Origin of the sequence: Thalassospira sp. CH_XMU1458, assembly GCF_037027205.1 — a bacterium.
Taxonomy (GTDB): domain Bacteria; phylum Pseudomonadota; class Alphaproteobacteria; order Rhodospirillales; family Thalassospiraceae; genus Thalassospira; species Thalassospira tepidiphila.
In genome coordinates this window covers 1-22,751 of record NZ_JAYMDW010000004.1, presented here as the reverse complement: position 1 = coordinate 22,751, position 22,751 = coordinate 1, and the positions used below count along the sequence as shown (strand labels likewise).

Sequence of the window (22,751 nt, the reverse complement as noted above, 5' to 3'; positions counted from 1 at the left end):
CGTGTCGCCCTTTTTGGGTTTCCAGGGATATGATCCTAGGGCCGATCCATTTCAAACAACAATAATTCCGGTATCGCCTGTGTTTACGGGCGGACGGGCTTTGACGTTTTCAGGGGGTTGTCAGTTCTATGACCAAAGAAATTTCGCTTGAGCATGTCTGGGTAGAGTTCGGCGAATTCACCGCTGTCCATAAAGCAAATCTGAACATCGCGGGTGGCGAGTTCTTTTCATTTCTCGGCCCATCAGGTTGTGGCAAGACAACGCTTTTGCGCTGCATTTCCGGTTTTCAGGAACCGACACGCGGCAAGGTTAAAATCGGTGGTCAGGACATGCGTGGCGTTGGCCCGAACAAACGCCCCACCGCCCTTATTTTCCAGAACCTTGCCCTTTTCCCGCTTCGCTCGGTCGCTGATAACATCGCCTTCCCGCTTGAAGTGCGCGGTGTCGACAAGAAAACCCGGCGCAAACGTGCCGATGAATTGCTTGAACTGATTGCTCTGCCCGGTCAGGGCGACAAAAAAGTCAGCGAACTTTCCGGTGGTCAGAAACAACGTGTGGCGATTGCCCGCGCCCTTGCGGTTGAGCCTGACATTCTTCTTCTTGATGAACCGTTATCGGCCCTTGATCTTAAACTGCGTCAACACATGCGCACCGAATTGCGCGCCATTCAAAAACAAGTCGGTTTGACCTTTATCTACATCACCCACGATCAGGGTGAGGCACTGACCATGTCAGACCGCATTGCCGTGATGAACAAGGGCAAGATCGAACAGATCGGCGATGGCAAGGCGATCTATGATCACCCGACGACAAGCTTTGTCGCGTCATTTGTCGGTGAAAACAATGTGCTTGATGGCACGGTTTTGTCCAACGACGGCAAGGTGATGAAAATCGATGCGGGTCTTGGCACCCCCTTTACGGTCGAAAACCATCCGGCGGGCGGCCCTGCCTTGGCGCCCGGGGATGCGTGTCATCTGTTCGTGCGTCCCGAAGCGCTTCGGCTTTCGAAAGACGATAGTGCAATCAATCAGTTCGAAACCAACTTCGTTACCGAAGAGTTCGAAGGCAATATGCGCCATATCGTGATGAATGCGAGTGGCACGGACCTTAAGCTTTCGCTGATCAATGATGGCACCAACGCGATTGATGCCAATACCCCGGTCAAACTCGATTTCGCACCGGAAATGGGCATTGCGCTCAAACCGGGCGAATTGGCCAGCGCGTAAGGGGGCCCGTATCATGCGTGATCTTTTTTACGACCTTGTCAGACGCAACGGGATGGCTGTCTCGATCTATCTGATGCTTGCGGTCAGCCTTTGGGTGTTCATTCTGATCATCCTGCCGCAACTGACCATGCTGGATTATTCGTTCCGCTTTAACCTGCCACCGGCCAAGATTGGCGGCCCCGAAGACGTTTATACCCTTGAGCAATATCGCTATTTCTTCCAGGGAAGTGGCGCGTCCGACGGGTTAAATACCCTTGATATCGGCATCCTGTTCAAAACGCTGCTTGCGGCTGTGTTTGTCACAGTGTTCGATTTGATCATCTGTTATCCGGTGGCCTTTGTGCTGGCGAAATCATCGACCGGTGCCAAGGCGCGCTTGCTGGTACTGGCGCTTATCGTGCCGTACTGGATCAACGAAATCCTGCGTGCCTTTGCGTTTCGTATTCTGTTTGGCGCCACGGGTGTGATCAATGAAACCGGCATGGGGCTTGGCCTTTGGGATACGCCAATTGACTTTATCCGCCAGGACGTCGCGCTCTATGCCGGGTTGGCTTATGCCTACATCCTTTTGATGATCTTCCCGCTTTATAACGCGATTGAAAGCCTTGATCGTAACCAGATCGAAGCCGCGCGTGACATGGGCGCCAACTGGTGGCAGGTCCATGCCAAGGTTGTCATTCCCTATGCCAAGCCGGGCATTGCATCGGGCATGACGATGGTCTTCATGCTGACATCCGGCGCCCTTGCTGCACCGCAGATTTTGGGAGGCCCATCGAACCTGTGGTTCACGCAGCTAGTCTATCAATGGTTTAACTCCGGCGGCAACTGGCCGCGTGGGTCGGCCTATGCGATGGTTCTGCTGATTGTCTGTATCGCGCTTGTCCTGCTGGTGATGCGCCTGTTCAAGGTATCGATCGGGGAGATCAAACAATGAGGATGAAATCCCCGACTGCATTGATCCCCGGTCTGTATTTGACCCTGTTCTTTGCCTATTTGTTCGGACCGTTGATCATTATGGTGATCACCGCGTTCAACTCATCGACCTTCCCGCGCGTATCGCCGTGGGAGTGTTTTACCACCGACTGGTTTGGCAAGCTTGCCAGCGATGACAAGCTTCTTTCCGGGCTTGGTAATTCGCTTTTGATCGGGGTGGGCGTTGTTTGTGTTGCCATTCCAATCGGACTGGCAGCCGCAATCACACTGTCACAGGTTGGGCCCAAATTACGCGCAGCCCTTTATACGATCTTCATTGCGCCCATTCTCGTACCCGGCGTTGTCATCGGTCTTTCGACCCTGATTTTCTGGGACAGGATCGGCACCCTTTTCAATGCACCGTATGAGAGCTTCTTTTATGACGGAACGTTCCTGACCATCTTTGGTCAGGTGACCTTCATCGCCGCTTATTCGATGCTTGTGTTCCTGTCACGTATCCAGCGGTTTGACACCACGCTTACCGAAGCGGCCCTTGATATGGGGGCCACGCCAACACAGGCGTTTGTCAAAGTGCTTTTGCCCTTCATGGCACCGGCGATTGGTTCGGCGACGGTTCTTGCGTTTCTGGCATCGCTTGAAAACTACAACACCACCGTGTTTACGATTGTTTCAAGCAGCACCTTCACCACGGTTCTGTCATCGAAGGTGCGGTATGGTCTTGACCCGTCAATCTCGGCCGTGGCGGTGATTATTATCGCCATCACGCTCATCGGTGCGATCATTTATGAATGCCGCAATCGCTATTACACCAAGGGCTGGGCCCATGTGATTGCCGAACGTCCGGCTTTGAAGATCGCGACCCATCCAGGAACGGTGGCCGTGATTTTGGGGGTTCTGACACTTGCCGCGGTTCTGTTTATCCAGAACCATGATTCCAGTGTCTGCACGGCGCAAGTCCTTGAAGAAAAGCGCGCCCTGCAACAGCAGTTGATGGAACAGCAATCGATCAACACACCACAACAGGCTGTGCCAGCCCCGACCATGCCCAACCTTGGCCCGCTTGGCGGTGATGAGGGCGGTGCATCGGCACCAAGCCCGTTTGGCAACAACATCTTCTCGCCCGAGAACCTCGGAACCAGTGCCCGGGAAGGCAATTAAAAATCACCTTCCGGCAAGCTGATCAACAAAAAGGGCAGCACGTGATGTGCTGCCCTTTTTTGTTCCGTCATGTCCTAATGCTTGATCAGGATGGGATGGCGGCGGTTGCTTCGATCTCGACCAGAGCTTCGTCTTCGACGAGTTCCTTGACCACAACCATGGTCATCGCCGGGAAATGCTTGCCAAGAACGCGCTGATAGGCCTGCCCGACTTCGCGCTGATGGGCGAGATATTCCTTTTTATCCGTGACATACCAGGTCAGTCGGGCAATGTGTTCGGGCTTGCCACCAGCGGCTTCCAGAACGGCAACAATGTTTTTAAGCGCCTGTTCCATCTGGCCGACAAAATCCTTGGCAACAAAGACCTGATCTTCGTTCCAGCCAATCTGGCCACCGATGTAAAGTCGGGCACCATCGGCCAAGACGCCGTTGGCATATCCCTTGGGCTGTTTCCATCCGTCCGGCTGAATGATTTTATGCATTGTTTTCTACCACTTGATTGATTTCTTTTTCGATTTTGGCACGCAAATCATCTGGCCATGCCACTGACTTTCCGGCCCCGTGTTTCGTAAAGACCAGGGTGACCGTTGTTTTCAGGCGTTGCTCGGCACCTGATCGTGCGGTGATTTCCAGCTCTAAACTGGAACGTCCGATCCGGGTCGGGATCAGACAGAATTCCAAAACATCGCCAAGCTTGCTTGGCGCAGTAAACGCGACACTGAGTGCCGCTGTCGGCACGGCAACCTTCATCGGGCCATGCATGGTCGGAAACCCGAACCCGATGACCTGATCAAACCATTCCTCGACCGTGGCATTCACCATCTCGAAATAGCGGGGATAGAAAACAATCCCCGCCGGATCGCAATGTTGGAACAGAACCTTCTGCTGATAGGTGAATGCCCCCATATCAGACCCCCAGATACCGGTCAGCCAGATCGTCGGTCAGTTCATTCACCGCCCCACTCCAGGCCGTGATGCCCTTTTCGACAATCACATAGCGATCAGCGACACCCGAAAGTTCCTTAAGCGACTTGTCGACCACAAGGATAGTCAGCCCCGATTGTTTAAGCTGATTGATCGCCGCCCAGATTTCCTGACGCACGACGGGGGCCAGTCCCTCGGTTGCTTCATCAAGGATCAGCAAACGTGGGTTGGTCATCAGCGCCCGGCCAATCGCCAGCATCTGTTGCTCGCCCCCCGAAAGGGTCATGGCCTTTTGATCACGGCGTTCGGCCAGACGCGGGAACAGTCCCGCCACACGATCAAAATCCCATTCGCCCGGGCGGGCAGCAGCAATCAGGTTTTCGGTTACGCTAAGCTGGGCAAAGCACCGGCGTCCTTCGGGCACCAGACCAAGACCAAGGCGGGCCGCCTTGTGCGATGGCATCTTCGCCAGATCCTGCCCGGCAAAATGGATCGAACCATCACGATGTTCCATCATGCGACAGATGGTTTTGATCGTGGTGGTTTTGCCCATGCCGTTACGGCCCATAAGGGCGACGGCCTCGCCTTCGTTGAGGGACAAATCAATGCCAAACAGGGCCTGCGATGCGCCATAAAACGCGGTAACGCCACTAAGTTCGAGAAGTGCAGTCATATCAGGCTTCCTCCCCGAGATAGGCACGTTTGACATCATCATTGCCGCGGATTTCGTCCACCGTGCCGGTGGCAATGATCCGGCCATACACCAGAACCGAAATCCGGTCTGCGAGCGCAAAGACCGCATCCATGTCATGTTCGACCAGAAGGATCGGTGCCTGTCCGCGCAATCCATCAAGGAAACCGGTCAGGCGTTTGGAGCCCTCTGGCCCCATGCCGGCCATCGGTTCATCAAGCAGAAATGCCTTGGGTTCAAGTGCAAGGGCGACGGCCATTTCAAGCTGGCGACGTTCGCCGTGTGAGATGTCGGCTGCACGCATTTGCACACGATCTGCCAAGCCAACCCGTTCAAGCTGTGCCATCGCTGGATCAACCAGCGACTTGTCACCCAGAACCGGCTTGAAGAAGCGAAACACCTTGCCGCTAACCGATTGGCGCGCCAGCATCACGTTTTGCAGGACCGAGAATTCCGGCATCAGGGACGATACCTGAAACGTTCGGGCCAGCCCCATGCGGGATCGCGCCACCGCATCAAGCGCGTTGATGTTCTGACCGTTGAAATGGATATCGCCGCGGTCAGATTTAATCTCGCCCGCGATCTGTTTGATCAGGGTGGATTTACCTGCTCCGTTCGGACCGATCAGGGCGTGAATTTCGCCCGCTCGCAAATCAAGCGTGACGCTGTCACTGGCCAGAAGTGACCCGAACTGCTTGGTGACATCGGAAAGCGAAAGAATGGCATCAGACATGTTTACGCTCCCCCGCCAGAACACCGACAAGTCCACCGCGCGCAAACAGCACGACCAGAAGCAGCAACACGCCCAGCGGCAACTGCCAGAATTCCCAGACACCCCCCAGAAGATGTTCCAGAATGATGTAAAGGGCCGCACCGGCAAGCGGACCAAACAAACGCCCGACCCCGCCCAGAATGACAAACACCATGATTTCACCTGACATGTGCCAGGACAGCATTGTCGGGCTGACAAAGCGGTTGAGGTCGGCATAAAGCGCACCGGCAAGGGCGGTGATCATCGCCGAAATCACAAAGGCAACCAGCCGAATGCGAAACGGCGCAATACCAACCGCCGTCATGCGTTGCGCGTTCTGACGCGCCCCCTGAAGGGCAAGACCGAAGCGCGAGCGGATCAGAACGGCCGAGAACACCATCGCAATCGCCAGCATCACGGCACAAAGCGCGAAGAAGCTGATCGGATCAAGGGTGTTGATCCCCGGGAAGCCATTGCGCACATAGATCGACAACCCGTCTTCCCCACCATAAGCTGGCCAGGAGATTGCGAAGTAATAGATCATCTGCGCAAAGGCCAGCGTGATCATGATGAAATAGACCCCGCTGGTGCGCAGCGTGATCGCCCCGATCACCAGCGCAACAAGTGCCGAGACCACAAGGGCAACAATCCAGATGACGATCATCTGGGTTGTACCTTCGATCAGGAACGGGCTTTCCATGATCGGTTCATAGTTTAGCGCATGGCTGGCAAGAATACCGGCAGCGTAACCGCCAATACCAAAGAACGCCGCATGCCCGAACGACACAAGCCCACCATAGCCCAGCACAAGGTTAAGCCCGACACCGGCCATGGCAAAGATCGCGACCTTTGTGGCCAGGGTGATGATAAATGGTTCATCCATGCCAAGCGCGATCAGCGGAACGGTGATGAGCGCAATCGCAAGGATGGAATTAATCAGAAACTCGCGGTTCATGGTCATCAGGAAGTCGCCCCGAACAGACCGCTTGGCCGCAGGAACAGAACCAGCGCCATCACGATATAAATCAACATGGATGCCAGTGCCGAGCCAATCGCCGTGGCACTTGACGGATCAAGGAAGGTCGCAAAAGCATGCGGCAACAGGAAGCGCCCCATCGTATCGGTAAACCCAACCAGCAACGAGCCGACCAACGCGCCTTTAATGGAGCCGATGCCGCCAATGACGATCACGACAAAGGCCAAAATCAGAACCGGTTCGCCCATGCCAACCTGAACCGATTGTGTCGTGCCAACAAAGGCACCGGCAAGCCCGGCCAACGCAGCCCCAAGGGCAAAGACAATGGTGTAAAGACGATCAATATCGACACCAAGGGCCGCGATCATGCCACGGTCAGCCTCGCCCGCGCGGATGCGGATGCCAAGACGGGTTTTGCCGATCAACAGGAACAACCCGACCGCAACAGCAAGCCCGGCGACAATAATAGCCAAACGGAATAGCGGGTATTGCGATCCGCCCGGCAAGATAACAGTGCCGGTCAGGAAATCAGGCACGCTTAAAAACAGCGGGAAGGATCCGAAAATCCAGCGGGTGCCTTCGGAAAATATCAAAATAAGCGCAAAAGTCGCCAGAACCTGATCAAGGTGATCACGGTTATAAAGACGGCGGATAATCAACATTTCGACCAGTGCACCGGCAATGGAAGCCGCCATCAGACTGGCGACAAGCCCCAGCCAGAAAGACCCGGTCCATGCAGCCACAGCCGCACAGGCAAACGCACCAATCATATAAAGGGAGCCATGGGCAAGGTTAATCAGCCCCATCACGCCGAAAACCAGCGTCAGCCCCGATGCCATCAAAAACAGCATCACCCCGGACTGAAGGCCGTTTAACAGCTGCTCCAGAAAAAGAGAAAACATTATTGGAAACTCCGTCACAAGGTGGTCGGGGGCCAATTACAAATTCGAAACCGGCCCCCGGCCTCTTGTCAGCTCTTTATTACATCGAGCATTCCGACGCATAGGCGTCAGAGTGATCCGTCAGCGCCGTACCAATGATCTTGTTGGTCAGCACATCGCCTTCTTTGACGACTTCACGGACATACAGATCCTGGATCGGATGCTGGTTCGGACCGAAAGTGAACTTGCCGCGCACGGAATTGAAATCAGCCGCACGCAGGGCTTCACGGAAGGCATCCTTGTCCGAAATGCTTGCCTTATCCATCGCCGACAGCAGCAGATTGGCGGTATCGAAGCCAAACGATGCATAGAGCGACGGCAGACGACCATATTCAGCCTGGAAGGTCTCAACGAAAGCCGCGTTGGTCGGATTGTCGATATCTTTCGACCAGTTCGAGGTGTTTTTCACACCAAGTGCTGCGTCACCAACGGCACCGAGGATGCCCTGATCCATCGAGAAGGCCGGACCAATCAGCGGCTTGTCGACGCCAGACTGGGCATACTGCTTCATGAACGCGATGCCCATGCCGCCCGGCAGGAAGAAGAATACATGATCCGCATCTGATGCACGAATTTGTGCAATTTCAGCTGCGTAGTCGGTTTGGCCAAGCTTGGTGTAAACTTCGTTGGTGATATCGCCAAAGAAGAAGCGCTTGAAGCCGGTCAGTGAATCTTTACCTGCCGGATAGTTCGGGGCAAGGATGAACGCCTTTTCATAACCCGCACTCGAAGCATAGCCACCAGCGGCTTCATGCAGGTTGTCGTTCTGATAGGATACGCTGAAATAGTTCTTGTTGCAGCCCTTGCCTGCCAGCTGCGACGGTGCCGCGTTAACCGACATGTAGATCTTGTCCTGAGCCACAGCAGACGGCACAACCGCCATCGCAAGGTTCGACCAGATGATACCTGTCAGAACATCAACCTTGTCCTGCTGGATCATTTTATCGGCCAGCTGAACCGCGATATCCGGTTTGCGCTGATCGTCTTCGATTACGACTTCAAGATCAGGATTGTTTGCCTGTTTGACAGCAAGCATAAAGCCGTCACGTGCATCAATACCAAGCCCTGCACCACCGCCAGAAAGTGTGGTGATCATACCCACCTTGACCGGCTCTGCCTGCGCAGCTCCGGCTGCAAGCAAAGCAGCAGCTGCTGCGATGGTTGTCTTAATACCCTTCATTTAAGCCTCCGTGTTTATACAATTTTTCATTTAGCAACACGTTGATCCCGCGACATTTATGTCTTTATGCGCCACGGTTTTAGTGAACCTGATGCCTGCCCCTGATTTTGCAGTATTTGCATCCGGTCCGTCCATCCTCAAAGCGCGGTTCGTACCCGCCAGAGTTCCGGAAACAGTTCTACTTCCAACATTTTCTTCAGGTAACTGACGCCTCCCGTGCCGCCAGTGCCACGCTTGAACCCGATCACGCGTTCGACCGTCGTGACATGGTTAAAGCGCCATCGCCGGAAATAGTCTTCGAAATCGACCAGCTTTTCCGCCAATTCATAAAGCGACCAGTATCTGCCCGGATCGCTGTAAACCTTTTGCCAGGCGGCAATCACCGCATCATCAGGCAAATAGGGTGCCGACACATCACGGTTCAGAACGTCTGCTGGCACATCAATTCCATCCTCTGCATTCAGCAAGCAAAGGGCTTCGTCATAAAGGCTTGGTGTTGCCAGCTCCGCCTTGAGCATTTCGGTGATGTCTTCGCGGTGCGCATGCGGGCGCAACATCGCGTGGTTGCGATTGCCCAGCATGAATTCGATCAGGCGATATTGATAGGACTGGAAGCCTGATGACGGGCCAAGCGCATCGCGAAACGTGGTGTAATCGCTTGGCGTCATGGTGCGCAGGACATCCCATGCGTTGTTCAGCTGTTCGAAAATGCGCGACACACGCGCCAGCATCTTAAACGCCGGGCGCAGATCGCCGCCATGGATCGCCTTGCGGGCCGCACTGATTTCGCGAATGGCAAGCTTCATCCAAAGCTCGGATGTCTGGTGCTGAATGATGAAAAGCATTTCATCATGGGCATCGGACTGCGGGTGCTGAGCCGTCAGGATCGCATCAAGTGACAGATAATCCCCATAGGACATCTGATCGGAGAAATCCGTGCGCGCACCTTCCGTGCTTGGATCATATGGCGAGGTCTGCTTTGCCATCTCAGGTCACCGCGTTGCGTTTGTGGAACTCCGGCTTGTCCCAAGCACGCGTTTCCATGATTTCAGCCAAAATCTTCACCGCACCATCAACATCACCCTTGTCGATATAAAGCGGGGTAAAACCAAAACGGATCACATCCGGTGCGCGGAAGTCACCAATCACACCGCGCGCAATCAAGGCCTGCATAACGGCATAGCCCTGATCAAACTTGAACGACACCTGCGATCCACGTTGTTCGGGATGGCGCGGGCTTGCCAGCTCCAACATCGGACAATTTGCCTCGACCCCGGCGATGAATTGTTCACACAGCTCGATACTGCGTTTGCGGATATCGACCATGTCAACGCCGTCCCATGCCTTCATGGCTTCTTCCAACACGGTCATCTGAATGACCGGCGGGGTACCAACACGCATGCGCGACACATCCGGTGCCGGGGTGTAATCGGGATCAAAGGCGAAGGGTGCTGCGTGCCCCAACCAGCCCGAAAGTGCCGGACGGGCAGATTTTGCATGATCCGGGCGGACATAGATAAAGGCCGGTGCACCGGGACCACCATTCAGATACTTGTAGGTACAGCCTACCGCGAAATCGGCATTGCATACCGCCAAATCAACCGGCACAGCCCCGGCCGAATGCGCCAAATCCCAAATCACCAACGCACCAGCGGCATGCGCCAGATCGGTAAGGAGTTTCATGTCGTGCATGCGGCCCGTCCGGTAATCCACCTGGGTCAGCATCAGCACAGCCAGATCCTCGTTAATCAGGCTTTCGACATCTTCCGGGTTCGGTGTTTTCAACACATGACCACGATCAAGCGACTTGATCAGGCCGTCCGCCATGTAAAGATCGGTCGGGAAGTTGCCATTATCAGAAACGATCACCTTGCGATCCGGGCGCATTTCAAGCGCACTTGCGAGTGCCTGATAGACCTTGATCGACAGGGTATCGCCCATCACCACAGTACCGGGTGCCGCCCCGATCAAACGCGCGACAAGATTGCCGACACGTTCGGGTTGCTCCATCCATTTGGCATCGTTCCAGCCACGGATCAGCATTTCCCCCCATTCCTGTTCGATCATCTCCTTAGCACGGTTGGCCGCCGTTTTCGGCAGCACGCCAAGCGAGTTCCCATCAAGGTAAATCACACCTTCCGGGATATGGAACAGGGATTTGGTGGCGGCAAAGTCGGTCATGCAGACGGTTCCTGTTTCAGTCTGAAGCGCTGGATTTTTCCAGTCGCGGTTTTTGGCAATGCCTCGATAAAGACGACGGAGCGCGGATATTTAAACGGCGCGATGGTCGCTTTTACATGATCCTGAAGCGCTTTGGCCATCTCGGGCGTTGGATCGAACCCTTCGGCCAGGACAATATGCGCCTGAACGATCGTTCCGCGTTCCTCGTCGGGCGCGCCAACAACCGCACATTCCGCCACCGAAGCATGTGCTAACAACGCCGCCTCGACCTCTGGCCCGGCGATGTTATAGCCCGACGACACAATCATATCGTCGTTGCGTGCCGCGAAATGATAGTAGCCGTCTTCATCAACAAAGAACGCATCCCCCGTCAGGTTCCAGCCATCGCGGACATACACGCTCTGACGCACGTCATCCAGATAACGACATCCCGTGGGACCACGCACCGCAAGGCGCCCGACGGTTCCGACCGGTACTTCGTTCATTTTGTCATCGACAATCTTGGCTTCGTATCCGGTTACCGGCCGACCTGTACAGGCCGGATGGCTGTCACCGAACCGGTTGGAAATAAAGATATGGAGCATCTCGGTCGCACCGATGCCATCAAGCATCGGCTTGCCGGTTTTTGCCATCCACGCTTCATAGACCGGGACTGGCAGGGTTTCACCGGCCGAAACAGCGGCGCGCAGCGATGACAGATCAGCACCATCTTCCATGGCTGATAACATCACGCGGTACGCAGTCGGTGCGGTAAAGCAGACCGTTGCCTTATAGGTTTCGATGATTTCGATCATATTGGGCGGCGATGCCTTTTCAAGCAAGGTCGCGGTCGCCCCGAACCGCAGCGGAAAGATCGCAAGCCCGCCAAGCCCGAATGTAAAGGCCAGCGGCGGGGAGCCGACAAACACGTCATCAGGGGTGACATTCAGCACTTCCTTGGCATAGCCATCGGCAATGATCAAAAGATCCCGGTGGAAATGCATGGTTGCCTTCGGACTGCCGGTGGTGCCCGATGTAAAGCCAAGCAAGGCAACATCATCGCGCCCGGTCTTGACCGCTTCGAATTTGACCGATTTGGTCAGGGCAATGCGATCAAGCTCCGCGTCATGATTGGCCGTACCATCAAAGCCGATCACCTTTTTAAGGAACTTGCTGTCCTTTGCACACGCCACCAGTTCATCCGTCAGGCGGGTATCGCACAGGGCAAATTCGATCTCGGCCTTGTCAACGATCTGGCCCAACTCACCGGCACGCAGCATCGGCATGGTATTGACCACAACCGCACCGGCCTTGGTTGCCGCCAGCCAACAGGCTACCATCGCCGGGTTATTGGCCGACCGGATCAGGATGCGATTACCGGGTTTGACACCGTAATCCTCAGCCAATGCATGGGCGATCCGGTTGGTCCAGTCTGCCAGTTCCTTATAGGTACGCTGGCGTCCATTGCCGATCAGGGCTGTGTTATCGCCAAATCCCTGTTCGACCATCTTGTCGGTCAGTTCGACCCCGGCATTCAGATATTCGGGATAATCAAACCCATCCAGATTGATATCCGGCCATTCTGCAAACGGGGGCAACTTGTCCCGTGTGAAGCTATCGGTATGTGCGGTTGGTCCGAGCATTGTGAAGTCCCTGATACAGCCATTATTACGCCAGCGTTTGCCGTGCGATGATTATTTTCTGGACGTCGGATGCGCCTTCATAAATGCGAAGGGCGCGAATTTCCCGGTAAAGCGATTCAACGATGTGCCCGCTGCGCACACCATCGCCGCCATGAATTTGCACCGCCTTATCAATGACGGTTTGTGCATGATCGGTTGAATAAAGTTTGGCCATCGCCGCCTCGCGACTAACCCGCGGCGCCCCACTATCCTTAAGCCAGGCGGCGCGATAAACCAGAAGGGCCGAGGCATCGATATCAAGCGCCATGTCCGCGACATGCCCCTGAACCATCTGCAAATCAAAAAGCGGCGCACCAAACAGTTCGCGTTCCTGAACGCGGGTGATGGTTTCATCAAGCGCGCGACGGGCAAAGCCAAGGGCGGCTGCGGCAACGGTCGATCGGAAAACATCCAAAACCGACATCGCGATCTTGAACCCATCCCCTCCCTTGCCCATCAGGGCGGATGCCGGAATACGGCAATCGGTAAATTTCAAACGTGCCAACGGATGCGGCGCGATGGTGTGAAGGCGTTCCGCGATTTCAAAGCCGGGCACGTTCGCCGGAACGATGAAGGCCGAAAGACCCTTGGCCCCGGGGGCTTCGCCGGTGCGGGCAAAGACGCAATAGAAATCGGCAATGCCACCGTTTGATATCCAGGTTTTTTCACCGTTCAGGACGAAGTCATCACCATCACGCTTTGCCTCAAGCGCGATATTGGCAACGTCGGAGCCCGATTGCGGTTCGGTCAGCGCAAAGGCGGCAATCGCCTTACCGGAACGTACTTTTGGCAACCAGTTATCTTTCTGGTCGTTTGTTCCGAACAAGGAGATTGCGCCACTCCCCAACCCTTGCATCGCAAAAGAAAAATCAGCAAGCCCGTCATAACGCGCCAGTGTTTCACGGATCAGGCAAAGCGATCTGACATCAAGCTTTGATCCCGCGTCAGCCGGATCAATCGCGGCATGACGCAACCAGTCGCCACTGGCCAGACGTGCGACAAGATCGCGACAGGCCGCATCGACATCTTCGTGATTGATACCCTTGATGTTGGCCGCGGCCCAATCATCAAGCTTTGTCGCCAGTTCACGATGGCGGTCTTCAAAGAATGGCCAATCAAGATAGGTCTTATCTGCCATCAGTCGCCCTCGAAAACCGGTTTTTCCTTGGCAACGAATGCCTTGTAGGCGCGATTGAAATCCTCGGTCTGCATGCAGATCGCCTGCGCCTGTGCTTCGGCCTCGATCGCCTGCTCGATCGACATATTCCATTCCTGGGCCAGCATGGTTTTGGTCATCATGTGACCAAAGTTCGGGCCTTGGGAAATGCGGGTTGCAAGGGCAATCGCCTCTGCCTCAAGCAGCTCCGCTTCGACCAAACGATTATAAAAGCCCCAACGTTCGCCTTCCTCTGCCGACATGGATCGGCCGGTATAAAGAAGCTCAGCCGCGCGGCCCTGTCCGATGATGCGCGGCAGGATGGCGCACGCGCCCATGTCACATCCGGCAAGCCCGACCCGGGTAAACAGGAACGCGGTTTTCGATGCCGCCGTCGCCAGTCGCAAATCAGATGCCATGGCAATGATCGCCCCCGCACCGACACAAACACCATCAACCGCCGCAATCACCGGCTTGCCACAGCCAATGATCGCCTTGACCAGATCACCGGTCATGCGGGTGAATTCAAGAAGGCCTTTCATGTCCTTGTCGATCAGCGGGCCGATGATGTCATGCACATCCCCGCCAGAGCAGAAATTGCCCCCGTTCGAGCCAAACACGACCGCCTTGACGTCATCGGCATAGACCAGATCGCGGAATGTATCGCGAAGCTCGGCATAACTTTCAAAGGTTAGCGGGTTCTTGCGATCCGGGCGATCAAGCGAAATGACCGCAACGTCGCCTTCCATGCGCCAGTTGAAATGTTTGGGCGTGATGTTTGCCATCTTAGTCATGGTGGGGCGCCTCGTTATGATGGGAAATGTTGCGCAGGATGCGGATCAGGGCATCGGCATCGCCAGACGACAAATCGGAAAACAGATCCGAAACCCAACCTTCATGCACCAACGCACGTTCAGCGAAATCTTTTTCACCGGCCTTGGTCAGACGCACAATTGATGCCCGGCGATCATTTTCGACCGGCATGCGAACAACCAATCCCTCTGCCACCAGACGATCAACGATCCCGGTGACATTGCCGTTTGATACCATCAGAGACTTTGAAAGCTCGCTCATGCGCATGCCATCGCGTTCGCGATAAAGGGCGGCCAGCACGTCAAAGCGCGGCAGGGTCGATCCGAACTCAAGGCGCATCTTTTCACGCAACTCGCCCTCGATCTTGCGCGATACCTTCAGGATTTGCAGCCAGGCGCGTAAACGTGCCTTCGACAGATCAGACGTCTCATTTCCTGCCCGTTCGGAAAGTGCTTCGGATTTGTTCATGTTCATACTTCTCCTCCCGAAACGGAAATCGTCTGTCCCGTTATCGATGCCGCCTTGGGGCTGCAAAGCCACATGACGGTTTCAGCAACCTCTTCAGGCTGAATGAACCGGTTTTGCGGATTGATTTTGGCAAGGCTTGCGCGCGCGGCATCCTTGCTCATGCCGGTTTTGGCAACGATGTTTTCAACCGACTTTGCCAACATCGGCGTTTCCATGAAGCCCGGGCAAACCGCATTGATCGTGATCGGGCTGGTGGCAAGCTCGGCTGCCATACCCTTGACCATGCCCACAACGCCATGTTTTGCCGCACAATAAGCCGTAACATAGGCATAGCCCTTGAGCCCCGCTGTCGATGCGATTGAAATCAGCCGCCCCGGCTTGGTCTTATCCATCGCGGCCAATCCTTCACGGAACGTCAAAAACGTCCCGGTCAGATTGACATCCATGGTCCGCTGCCAAAGATCGACCGATGTTTTGCCAATCGGTGCACTTTCAGCCATCCCTGCATTGGCGATCACCAGATCGGGGGTGCCGACCACATCGACCATGGTCGTGAACATATCTTGTACTGATGTTTCATCGGTGACATCGGCCACGATGGCAGTGATGTTTTCATATTCAGCAACTTCGGCCAGCACATCTGATCGCCGTCCGGATACCACAACCTTCACCCCGGCATCGGCAAGCATCCTGGCCATCACGGCCCCGACACCGGAACCGCCGCCGGTGATCAATGCGTTATGAACGGCAAGATCGGCCATCGGTGCTTATACCTTTCCGGTCATGGTTTCAGCCCGCTCGGCAAGACGGCACATCTGATCACGCCCGGCATAGTATGGCGCCGGCCAGTTTTCTGTGCGGTTGCCAAGGCTGGCTGCCTGATGCAGCGTCCAATACGGATTGGCAAGATGCGGTCGCGCCAGACAAACAAGGTCGGCACGCCCGGCCATCAGGATCGAATTGACGTGATCGGCCTCATAGATATTGCCAACCGCCATGGTCGGAATACCGGCTTCATTGCGGATACGGTCGGAAAACGGCGTCTGGAACATACGGCCATAAACAGGTTTGGCATCCGTTGTCGTTTGCCCTGCCGATACGTCACAAATATCGACATCATTGGCCTTAAGCATTTTGGAGATCTCAACCGCCTCTTCGGGCGTAATCCCCGCATCACCGACCCAGTCATTGGCCGAAATACGCACCGACATCGGCTTATTCTTGGGCCATGCCGCACGAACGGCATTGATGACCTCAAGCGGATAACGCATCCGGTTTTCAAGCGACCCACCATATTCGTCATCGCGAATATTGCTGACCGGGCTGATGAAACAGGACAGAAGATAGCCATGCGCGGCATGAACCTCGATCATGTCAAAGCCTGCACGATCGGCCATTTTGGCAGATGCAACAAACTGATCACGAACCATATCCATGTCTTCACGCGTCATGGCCTTGGGCACCGCATTGCGGTCCGACCATGCGATGGCAGATGCCGACATCAGCGGCCAGTTGCCATCCTTTAACGGTGCATCCATTTCTTCCCAACCGAGCTGGGTCGAGCCCTTGCGCCCGGAATGACCGATCTGCATGCAGACCTTGGCATCCGTCTCGGCATGAATGAAATCTGTAATCCGCGTCCAGGCCTTCTCTTGGCTGACATCATACGCACCCGGGCAGCCCGGCGTGATGCGGCCTTCCGGCGAGACACAGGTCATTTCGGTATAAACCAACCCTGCCCCGCCTTTTGCGCGCTCGGCGTAATGCACCAGATGCCAGTCGGTCGGGCAGCCATCAACCGCCTTGTACTGTGCCATCGGAGACACAACGACGCGGTTCTTAAGCGACATGTCGCGCAACTGATAGGGCACAAACATCGGATGACGCACCGGTGCACTTTCCGGAAGACCCGCCTGAGTCTGGAACCATTTTTCCGCACCTTCAAGCCATTTGGCATCGCGCAGGCGCAGGTTTTCATGACTGATGCGCTGCGATCTGGTCAGAAGCGAATAGGTAAACTGGGTCGGATCAAAATCGAAATAGCGTTCGATTTCTTCAAACCACTCCATCGAGTTGCGTGCAGCCGACTGCAGACGCAGGACCTCAAGACGGCGCTCGTCTTCGTATTTGCCAAAGGCGGACTTAAGGTCACCTTCGGAATGCAGGTAGTTGGCCAGCGCAATCGCGCTTTCAAGCGCAAGCTTGGTCCCCGACCCGATGGAAAAATGCGCTGTTGCCGCCGCATCGCCCATCAGAACGATGTTTTCATGTGACCAGCTTTTGCACAGAACGCGCGGGAAGCTCAGCCAGGCCGAACCACGAATATGATGCGCATTGCTGATCAGATTGTGACCGCCCAGATGATCCTTGAAGATATCCTCGCAAGTCGCAATCGACTCTTCCTTGGACATCTCGCCAAAACCATAGGCATTCCAGGTTTCCTGCGTGCATTCGACAATGAAGGTCGCGGTTTCGTCATCAAACTGATAGGCGTGCGCCCAGACCCAACCCTTGTCGGTTTCCTCAAAGATAAAGGTAAAGGCATCATCGAATTTCTGATGCGTACCCAGCCAGACGAACTTGCATTTGCGGGTATCGATATCAGGCTGGAAATGTTCGGCAAATTCCGTGCGGGTTCTGGAATTCAGGCCGTCACTGGCAACGACAAGATCAAATTCCTTGGCGTAATGCGCGGCACTTTCGGCCTCGGTCTCAAACCGAAGCTCAACACCAAGTTCGCGTGCCCGATCTTGTAACAAGATCAGAAGCTTTTTGCGGCCGATGCCGCAGAACCCGTGACCGGTGGAAATTGTCTTTTCGCCCCGATACTGAACCGCAACGTCATCCCAATAGGAAAAGTTGGCGCGAATGGCCTCGGCACTTTTGGTGTCATTCTCGGCCAGATTGTCCAGCGTCTCGTCAGACAGCACCACGCCCCAGCCAAATGTGTCATCAGGCTTGTTGCGTTCAATCACAACAACCTCATGCGCGGGGTCGCGCAATTTCATCGAGATTGCAAAATAAAGCCCCGCAGGACCGCCACCCAGACAAGCTACTCTCACCAGCTTTTCCCTTCCTGATTTGTTTGGTTGTTTCGGGAAACTGATAAAACGGTACGCCTCGTTTTATTTTATTTCAAGCACAAATATTTTAAGTTTGAAATATCTACGGATTTGCCTAGAATTTGATCCATAACCAGAATGCACCAGACAGGTGCTGCACGAAATTTCAGGGAACCGACAATGATTACCGACTGGGATGATGCTTATGCCAATGGCGATTACATTGCCGATGCCGCAACCTATCCGGAACTTTGGGCGACCCAGTCGGCAAAGTTTCGCGACGAGCTGAGTGGCGACAATCGCGCCCGGCTTGACATCGCCTATGGCAACGCCCCCCGCGAAAAATACGATCTTTTCCTCCCGGCCGGCACGCCAAAGGGCTTGGTCGTGTTCGTGCATGGTGGCTACTGGAAGGCGTTTGACAAATCCAGTTGGTCGCATCTGGCGAATGGTGCCGTGACCAAGGGATGGGCTGTCTGCATGCCAAGCTACACACTCGCCCCTGATGCGCGCCTTTCCGACATTACCCGCCAGATCGGGGCTGCAATCACCCATGCCGCGGACCAGATTGCAGGTCCGCTCCGCATCACGGGGCATTCGGCTGGCGGCCATCTGGTTAGCCGCATGGTCAGCCACACGTCACCGCTTTCGTCCTCCATTCTGGCACGGATCGAAAACACGGTTTCCATTTCCGGCCTTCATGATCTTCGCCCGCTGCTGAGGACCTCGATGAACGATACCCTCGGACTGGACGCGGCCGAAGCCGAACATGAAAGTGCTGCCCTTCTGAAGCCCGCGTTATCGTGCTCGATCACCTGCTGGGTCGGGGCGGATGAACGTCCGGAATTTGTTCGCCAGAACGATCTGCTGGCCAATATCTGGACCGGCCTTGGCGCCCGCACGCGAAGTGTGCATGCCCCGGACAAACATCATTTCAATGTGATTGCCGATCTCGCCAACCCGGATTCCGATCTCGTTGCCTGTCTGCTTTCCCCCATCAGTGCAGAGGACGCATAAAATGTCGACCGTCACACTGACACTTGAAAACGCCATTGCGGTTATCACCGTCAACAACCCGCCAATTAACGCGACCAGCCACGTTGTGCGCAGCGGGATCGTCGATGCCCTCGATCAGATTGATGCCAATGATGACATCCGCGCCGCGATCCTGATTTGCGACGGCAAGACCTTCATTGCCGGTGCCGATGTCAGCGAGTTTGGCCAACCGCCAAAGGCGCCGATCCTGCCCGACGTGATCAAACGCATAGAGGCCGCAACCAAACCGGTCATCGCCGCCATTCATGGTCACGCTCTTGGTGGTGGACTGGAAGTGGCCCTTGGTTGTCATTACCGCATTGCCGATAGCACCGCCAAACTTGGCCTGCCGGAAGTCAACCTCGGCCTGATCCCGGGGGCTGGTGGCACGGTCCGCTTGCCACGACTTGTCCCGGTCGCAGAGGCCATCTCGATGATTACCAGCGGCAAACCGGTTTCGGCCACCAAGGCCAACGAGATCGGCTTGCTTGATGCGATTACCCACGGTGCCTTGGGCGATGCCGCACGCGACTTTGCCAAAACCATCCTCAGTCGTGAAACACCGGCATCGCTTCTTGCCCGTGATCCCATTGCTGCGCCGAGCTCTGCGCAATGGGATGACATAACATCCGCGACGAAAAAGAAGGCCCGTGGTCAGGTCGCCCCGCTTGCGGCCATCTCCGCCATCCGAAATGGTATCGAACACGGCCCGGATGCAGGCCTTGATTTTGAACGCGAAAAATTCATCGAACTGCGTGACAGCGATCAGTCAAAGGCGCTGCGTCACATCTTCTTTGCCGAACGCTCTGTTGCCAAACTGCCCGAACTCAAGGGTGTCGAACCGAACCCGATCCGCCAGGTCGGTGTGATTGGCGGCGGCATCATGGGGGCTGGCATTGCCACTGCATCCCTGCTCGCGGGCTTTGATGTCACGATCATCGAACGCGATGAAGCTGCCTGTGACAATGGCCGTGCGACGGTTGAAAAACACCTTGCCGGCAGCCTCAAGCGCGGCCTGATCAGCCAAGATCGTTTTGATGCTCTGATGGCGTCCTTTTCGACCAGCATTGATTACGCTGCCTTGTCTGATGCCGATCTGGTGGTCGAGGCTGTGTTTGAAGATATGGCCGTCAAACATGATGTCTTTGGCAAACTAGGCCTCCATTGCAAAGCCGATGCGGTGCTTGCGTCCAACACATCCTATCTCGACATCAATGAAATTGCCGCGCGCAGCGTTAATCCGCGGCGCGTAATTGGTCTGCATTTCTTCTCACCCGCCCATATCATGAAGCTGCTTGAGGTTGTCCGAACCGACAAGGCCGACGCCAAAAGCCTCGCGACCGCATTCGAGTTCGCCCGCGCCCTTGGCAAGATTGCGGTACCGTGCGGGGTCTGCGATGGCTTTATTGGCAACCGGATCATGTCGGCTTATCGCAAGCATTGTGAATATATGCTCGAAGACGGCGCACTGCCTCATCAAATTGATGCCGCGATGGTTGAATTCGGCTTCCCGATGGGCCTGTTTGCCATGCAGGATATGGCGGGCCTTGAGATTTCCTGGGCCACCCGCAAACGCCTCGCCCCGTTCCGCGATCCGTCAGAACGTTATGTCGCTTTGGGGGATTACCTTTGCGAGATGGGACGTTTTGGCAAAAAGAACGGCCTTGGCTGGTATCGTTACGATGAACACGGCAAGGCTCAGCCTGATCCGGAGGTCGATGCATTGGTGATCGCCGAATCAGAGAAAAAGGGCATTACCCGGCGTGATTTCACCAGCACGGAAATTATGAATGTCATCCTGACCGCCATGCGGAATGAAGGCGACAAGATCATGTCAGAAGGGATCGCCACCAGTGCTGATGCCATCGATGTTGTCATGGTCAATGGGTACGGCTTCCCGAGGCATAAGGGTGGGCCGATATTTATGACGGTATCTGACTAAGCGGTGCAACAGTATGCGTAATTCATTATCAGAAGACCTCGCCTCCAGTTTTTAGACATTTCGTCAGCGTGAAGACCGGTCTCTTTGACAGCCTGACCACAGAGGTGACTAATGCAGTTGGGCCTGATAAAAGCGTCCACTTGGAGAACCAAAAACAACCAAAATTCTTGATTGCAGCACTCAAACAGCAAGCCTTGTGAAGGAATTGGACCGTTGAAGCCAGATGTCAGCTTTGTCGCAACATTTTATAACAAAGAAGATTTCATCCCCAATGTACTGAGCGCGATTTTTGCTCAAAAAGACGTCGGAGACTGTGAATACATCTTCATCGACGACGGCTCGACGGATAATAGCCTTGCTGTTTTAGAAGAATGTTCAAATAATCGCGACAACGTAAAGATCATCACCCAGAAAAACGCTGGCCCCGCGATCGCAACCAATGTCGGCATTGACGCAGCAACACGTCCCTTTATCAAGTTTTGCGACGGTGATGACATTCTCCATCCTCGCGCGACCATAGAACTTTATAAGGCACTAAAGCAGTTCGATGTCGGGCTCGCGTGGAGCTTGGGCGAGGTCGTTTCCGCGAACTCCGAGAAGATGGATGCACCAGACCTACCATTGTCAGACGAAAAACCACAGCTCCTGGCTAATCCAATCGAGCGCGCCCTCAAACTGGCAATTTTCAACCTGACGTGTGTTCTCGCCAAGACAGAAACAGTTCGTGCTGCAGGCGGATGTGACCCGCGCGTCTTTATTCAAGATTATTCTTTCACGCTGCGCCTCGCAAACCAGACAGACTTTGTCCTTGTTCCAAGCATTCTGAATTGGTGCCCAACCGTCGAAAAGACCAACAACCGTGCTTCCGCGTTGGCTGGAGGATCTCAGGTTCTCCATGACCTCAATGCTGCACTTGCATATTTCATCTACGACCATCCCAATATGGATACAAATGTTCGTACCAAAATGCTTCAACGCGCGACAAGCCGCGCTTGGACATGGGTGAAACGACAAGAAAACGCGACCGTGTTTTCTAAAGAATTTTGTCGGTATCTTAACGCTAAGATTTTCCCAAACATCGGAAGTGCCTTTGACCGCACACTAGCCACTTGTGCTTCTTTCCGCCCTGACCGCGGGGTACGCATTCCGCCGACCGCAAAGGGTTGAGCTCATTTGGTTTCTGACCCAAGACTAAAACGACAAACCCCGCCAATGGCGGGGTTTGTCGTTTTGGTTGCGGGGGCAGGATTAGTCTGCGCCCTATGGGCTCCGCCAGCTCCGGCCATTGGCCTTCGCAAAGAACCTGCAAACAGGCATTGGCCTGTTTGCGATGTTCCAATCCGTATGCACCCGGCAAGCGAACATTAAAAAGCCCGCCACAAGGGCGAGCTTTTTAATGTTGGTTGCGGGGGCAGGATTTGAACCTGCGACCTTCAGGTTATGAGCCTGACGAGCTACCGGGCTGCTCCACCCCGCGTCAGTGGGTGTATTCTGTTTAGGCGCTGGGCTTTAAACAGATAACGCCGCTCATGTTTGAAGCGGCGTTGGATGTTTGGGAGTGTATATAGGGAATATGTTGCTGTATTTGGAAGGCCCGGCGGTGACCTACTCTCCCGTGCCTTAAGACAAAGTACCATCGGCGCAGGCTGGTTTC

General features: G+C 55.0%; 21 protein-coding genes and 1 tRNA gene. 6 read left to right on the top strand and 16 right to left on the bottom strand.

Annotated elements, in window-relative coordinates; all coding sequences use genetic code 11:
- Nucleotides 1-128: 128 nt before the first annotated feature.
- The 3 genes from WBY09_RS18770 to WBY09_RS18760 are packed head-to-tail and all read left to right on the top strand — an operon-like array spanning nucleotide 129 to nucleotide 3,317.
- Complete coding sequence (locus tag WBY09_RS18770) at nucleotides 129-1,226, top strand: ABC transporter ATP-binding protein (protein ID WP_120225340.1); 1,098 nt, start codon at nucleotides 129-131, stop codon at nucleotides 1,224-1,226.
- 13 nt (nucleotides 1,227-1,239) lie between these two features.
- The gene (locus WBY09_RS18765) at nucleotides 1,240-2,160 is read left to right on the top strand and encodes an ABC transporter permease (RefSeq protein ID WP_064781968.1); all 921 of its coding nucleotides are present in this window, start codon (nucleotides 1,240-1,242) and stop codon (nucleotides 2,158-2,160) included.
- Nucleotides 2,157-3,317 carry an ABC transporter permease gene (locus WBY09_RS18760; protein ID WP_064781969.1) on the top strand — a complete coding sequence of 387 codons (1,161 nt, stop codon included), beginning with the start codon at nucleotides 2,157-2,159 and terminating at the stop codon, nucleotides 3,315-3,317. Before WBY09_RS18765 ends, WBY09_RS18760 begins: the two co-directional genes overlap by 4 nt.
- Before the next feature lie 85 nt (nucleotides 3,318-3,402).
- Here the strand turns inward: WBY09_RS18760 and WBY09_RS18755 are convergent, their stop codons facing one another.
- The 15 genes from WBY09_RS18755 to WBY09_RS18685 all read right to left on the bottom strand — a co-directional run bounded on the left by WBY09_RS18755 (nucleotide 3,403) and on the right by WBY09_RS18685 (nucleotide 18,120).
- Nucleotides 3,403-3,798, bottom strand: a complete 396-nt coding sequence (locus tag WBY09_RS18755; RefSeq protein WP_063090420.1) for a RidA family protein — start codon at nucleotides 3,796-3,798, stop codon at nucleotides 3,403-3,405.
- Nucleotides 3,791-4,222: an acyl-CoA thioesterase gene (locus WBY09_RS18750; protein ID WP_064781970.1), complete on the bottom strand. Its 432-nt coding sequence runs from the start codon at nucleotides 4,220-4,222 to the stop codon at nucleotides 3,791-3,793. The genes WBY09_RS18755 and WBY09_RS18750 overlap by 8 nt, the downstream gene beginning before the upstream one ends.
- A 1-nt stretch (nucleotide 4,223) precedes the next feature.
- Nucleotides 4,224-4,913: an ABC transporter ATP-binding protein gene (locus tag WBY09_RS18745; protein ID WP_064781971.1), complete on the bottom strand. Its 690-nt coding sequence runs from the start codon at nucleotides 4,911-4,913 to the stop codon at nucleotides 4,224-4,226.
- A gap of 1 nt (nucleotide 4,914) precedes the next feature.
- Nucleotides 4,915-5,664: an ABC transporter ATP-binding protein gene (locus WBY09_RS18740; protein WP_336233571.1), complete on the bottom strand. Its 750-nt coding sequence runs from the start codon at nucleotides 5,662-5,664 to the stop codon at nucleotides 4,915-4,917.
- Entirely contained in the window at nucleotides 5,657-6,643 is a 987-nt protein-coding gene (locus tag WBY09_RS18735; protein WP_064781973.1) for a branched-chain amino acid ABC transporter permease, read from the bottom strand. The genes WBY09_RS18740 and WBY09_RS18735 overlap by 8 nt, the downstream gene beginning before the upstream one ends.
- Complete coding sequence (locus WBY09_RS18730; protein WP_064781974.1) at nucleotides 6,643-7,560, bottom strand: branched-chain amino acid ABC transporter permease; 918 nt, start codon at nucleotides 7,558-7,560, stop codon at nucleotides 6,643-6,645. The genes WBY09_RS18735 and WBY09_RS18730 overlap by 1 nt, the downstream gene beginning before the upstream one ends.
- Before the next feature lie 79 nt (nucleotides 7,561-7,639).
- Nucleotides 7,640-8,779 carry an ABC transporter substrate-binding protein gene (locus tag WBY09_RS18725; RefSeq protein ID WP_008891971.1) on the bottom strand — a complete coding sequence of 380 codons (1,140 nt, stop codon included), beginning with the start codon at nucleotides 8,777-8,779 and terminating at the stop codon, nucleotides 7,640-7,642.
- Nucleotides 8,780-8,916: 137 nt separating this feature from the next.
- Nucleotides 8,917-9,765, bottom strand: a complete 849-nt coding sequence (kynA, locus tag WBY09_RS18720) for a tryptophan 2,3-dioxygenase (RefSeq protein WP_197145460.1) — start codon at nucleotides 9,763-9,765, stop codon at nucleotides 8,917-8,919.
- 1 nt (nucleotide 9,766) lies between these two features.
- A complete protein-coding gene (gene kynU, locus WBY09_RS18715) occupies nucleotides 9,767-10,960 on the bottom strand; it encodes a kynureninase (protein ID WP_197145461.1) in 1,194 nt (397 codons plus the stop codon).
- A complete protein-coding gene (locus tag WBY09_RS18710; protein WP_336233569.1) occupies nucleotides 10,957-12,582 on the bottom strand; it encodes an AMP-binding protein in 1,626 nt (541 codons plus the stop codon). Before WBY09_RS18710 ends, kynU begins: the two co-directional genes overlap by 4 nt.
- Before the next feature lie 25 nt (nucleotides 12,583-12,607).
- On the bottom strand, nucleotides 12,608-13,759 hold the full coding sequence (locus tag WBY09_RS18705) for an acyl-CoA dehydrogenase family protein (RefSeq protein ID WP_197145463.1): 1,152 nt from the start codon (nucleotides 13,757-13,759) through the stop codon (nucleotides 12,608-12,610).
- Entirely contained in the window at nucleotides 13,759-14,571 is an 813-nt protein-coding gene (locus WBY09_RS18700; RefSeq protein WP_197145464.1) for an enoyl-CoA hydratase family protein, read from the bottom strand. Before WBY09_RS18700 ends, WBY09_RS18705 begins: the two co-directional genes overlap by 1 nt.
- On the bottom strand, nucleotides 14,564-15,058 hold the full coding sequence (locus tag WBY09_RS18695) for a MarR family winged helix-turn-helix transcriptional regulator (RefSeq protein ID WP_143588777.1): 495 nt from the start codon (nucleotides 15,056-15,058) through the stop codon (nucleotides 14,564-14,566). The genes WBY09_RS18700 and WBY09_RS18695 overlap by 8 nt, the downstream gene beginning before the upstream one ends.
- Nucleotides 15,059-15,060: 2 nt before the next feature.
- On the bottom strand, nucleotides 15,061-15,819 hold the full coding sequence (locus WBY09_RS18690; protein ID WP_197145465.1) for an SDR family NAD(P)-dependent oxidoreductase: 759 nt from the start codon (nucleotides 15,817-15,819) through the stop codon (nucleotides 15,061-15,063).
- Between the two features lie 6 nt (nucleotides 15,820-15,825).
- Nucleotides 15,826-18,120: a bifunctional salicylyl-CoA 5-hydroxylase/oxidoreductase gene (locus WBY09_RS18685; RefSeq protein WP_336233567.1), complete on the bottom strand. Its 2,295-nt coding sequence runs from the start codon at nucleotides 18,118-18,120 to the stop codon at nucleotides 15,826-15,828.
- A gap of 180 nt (nucleotides 18,121-18,300) precedes the next feature.
- Here WBY09_RS18685 and WBY09_RS18680 point away from each other — a divergent pair, with 180 nt between their 5' ends.
- From WBY09_RS18680 to WBY09_RS18670, 3 genes are all read left to right on the top strand, one after another.
- Entirely contained in the window at nucleotides 18,301-19,137 is an 837-nt protein-coding gene (locus tag WBY09_RS18680) for an alpha/beta hydrolase (RefSeq protein WP_197145467.1), read from the top strand.
- Between the two features lies 1 nt (nucleotide 19,138).
- Nucleotides 19,139-21,097, top strand: a complete 1,959-nt coding sequence (locus WBY09_RS18675; RefSeq protein ID WP_197145468.1) for a 3-hydroxyacyl-CoA dehydrogenase NAD-binding domain-containing protein — start codon at nucleotides 19,139-19,141, stop codon at nucleotides 21,095-21,097.
- Nucleotides 21,098-21,310: 213 nt separating this feature from the next.
- The gene (locus WBY09_RS18670) at nucleotides 21,311-22,264 is read left to right on the top strand and encodes a glycosyltransferase family 2 protein (RefSeq protein WP_197145469.1); all 954 of its coding nucleotides are present in this window, start codon (nucleotides 21,311-21,313) and stop codon (nucleotides 22,262-22,264) included.
- A gap of 233 nt (nucleotides 22,265-22,497) precedes the next feature.
- On the opposite strand, the gene WBY09_RS18665 is transcribed toward WBY09_RS18670, so the two are convergent.
- Nucleotides 22,498-22,574: transfer RNA gene (locus tag WBY09_RS18665), tRNA-Met, on the bottom strand.
- Nucleotides 22,575-22,751: the final 177 nt, after the last annotated feature.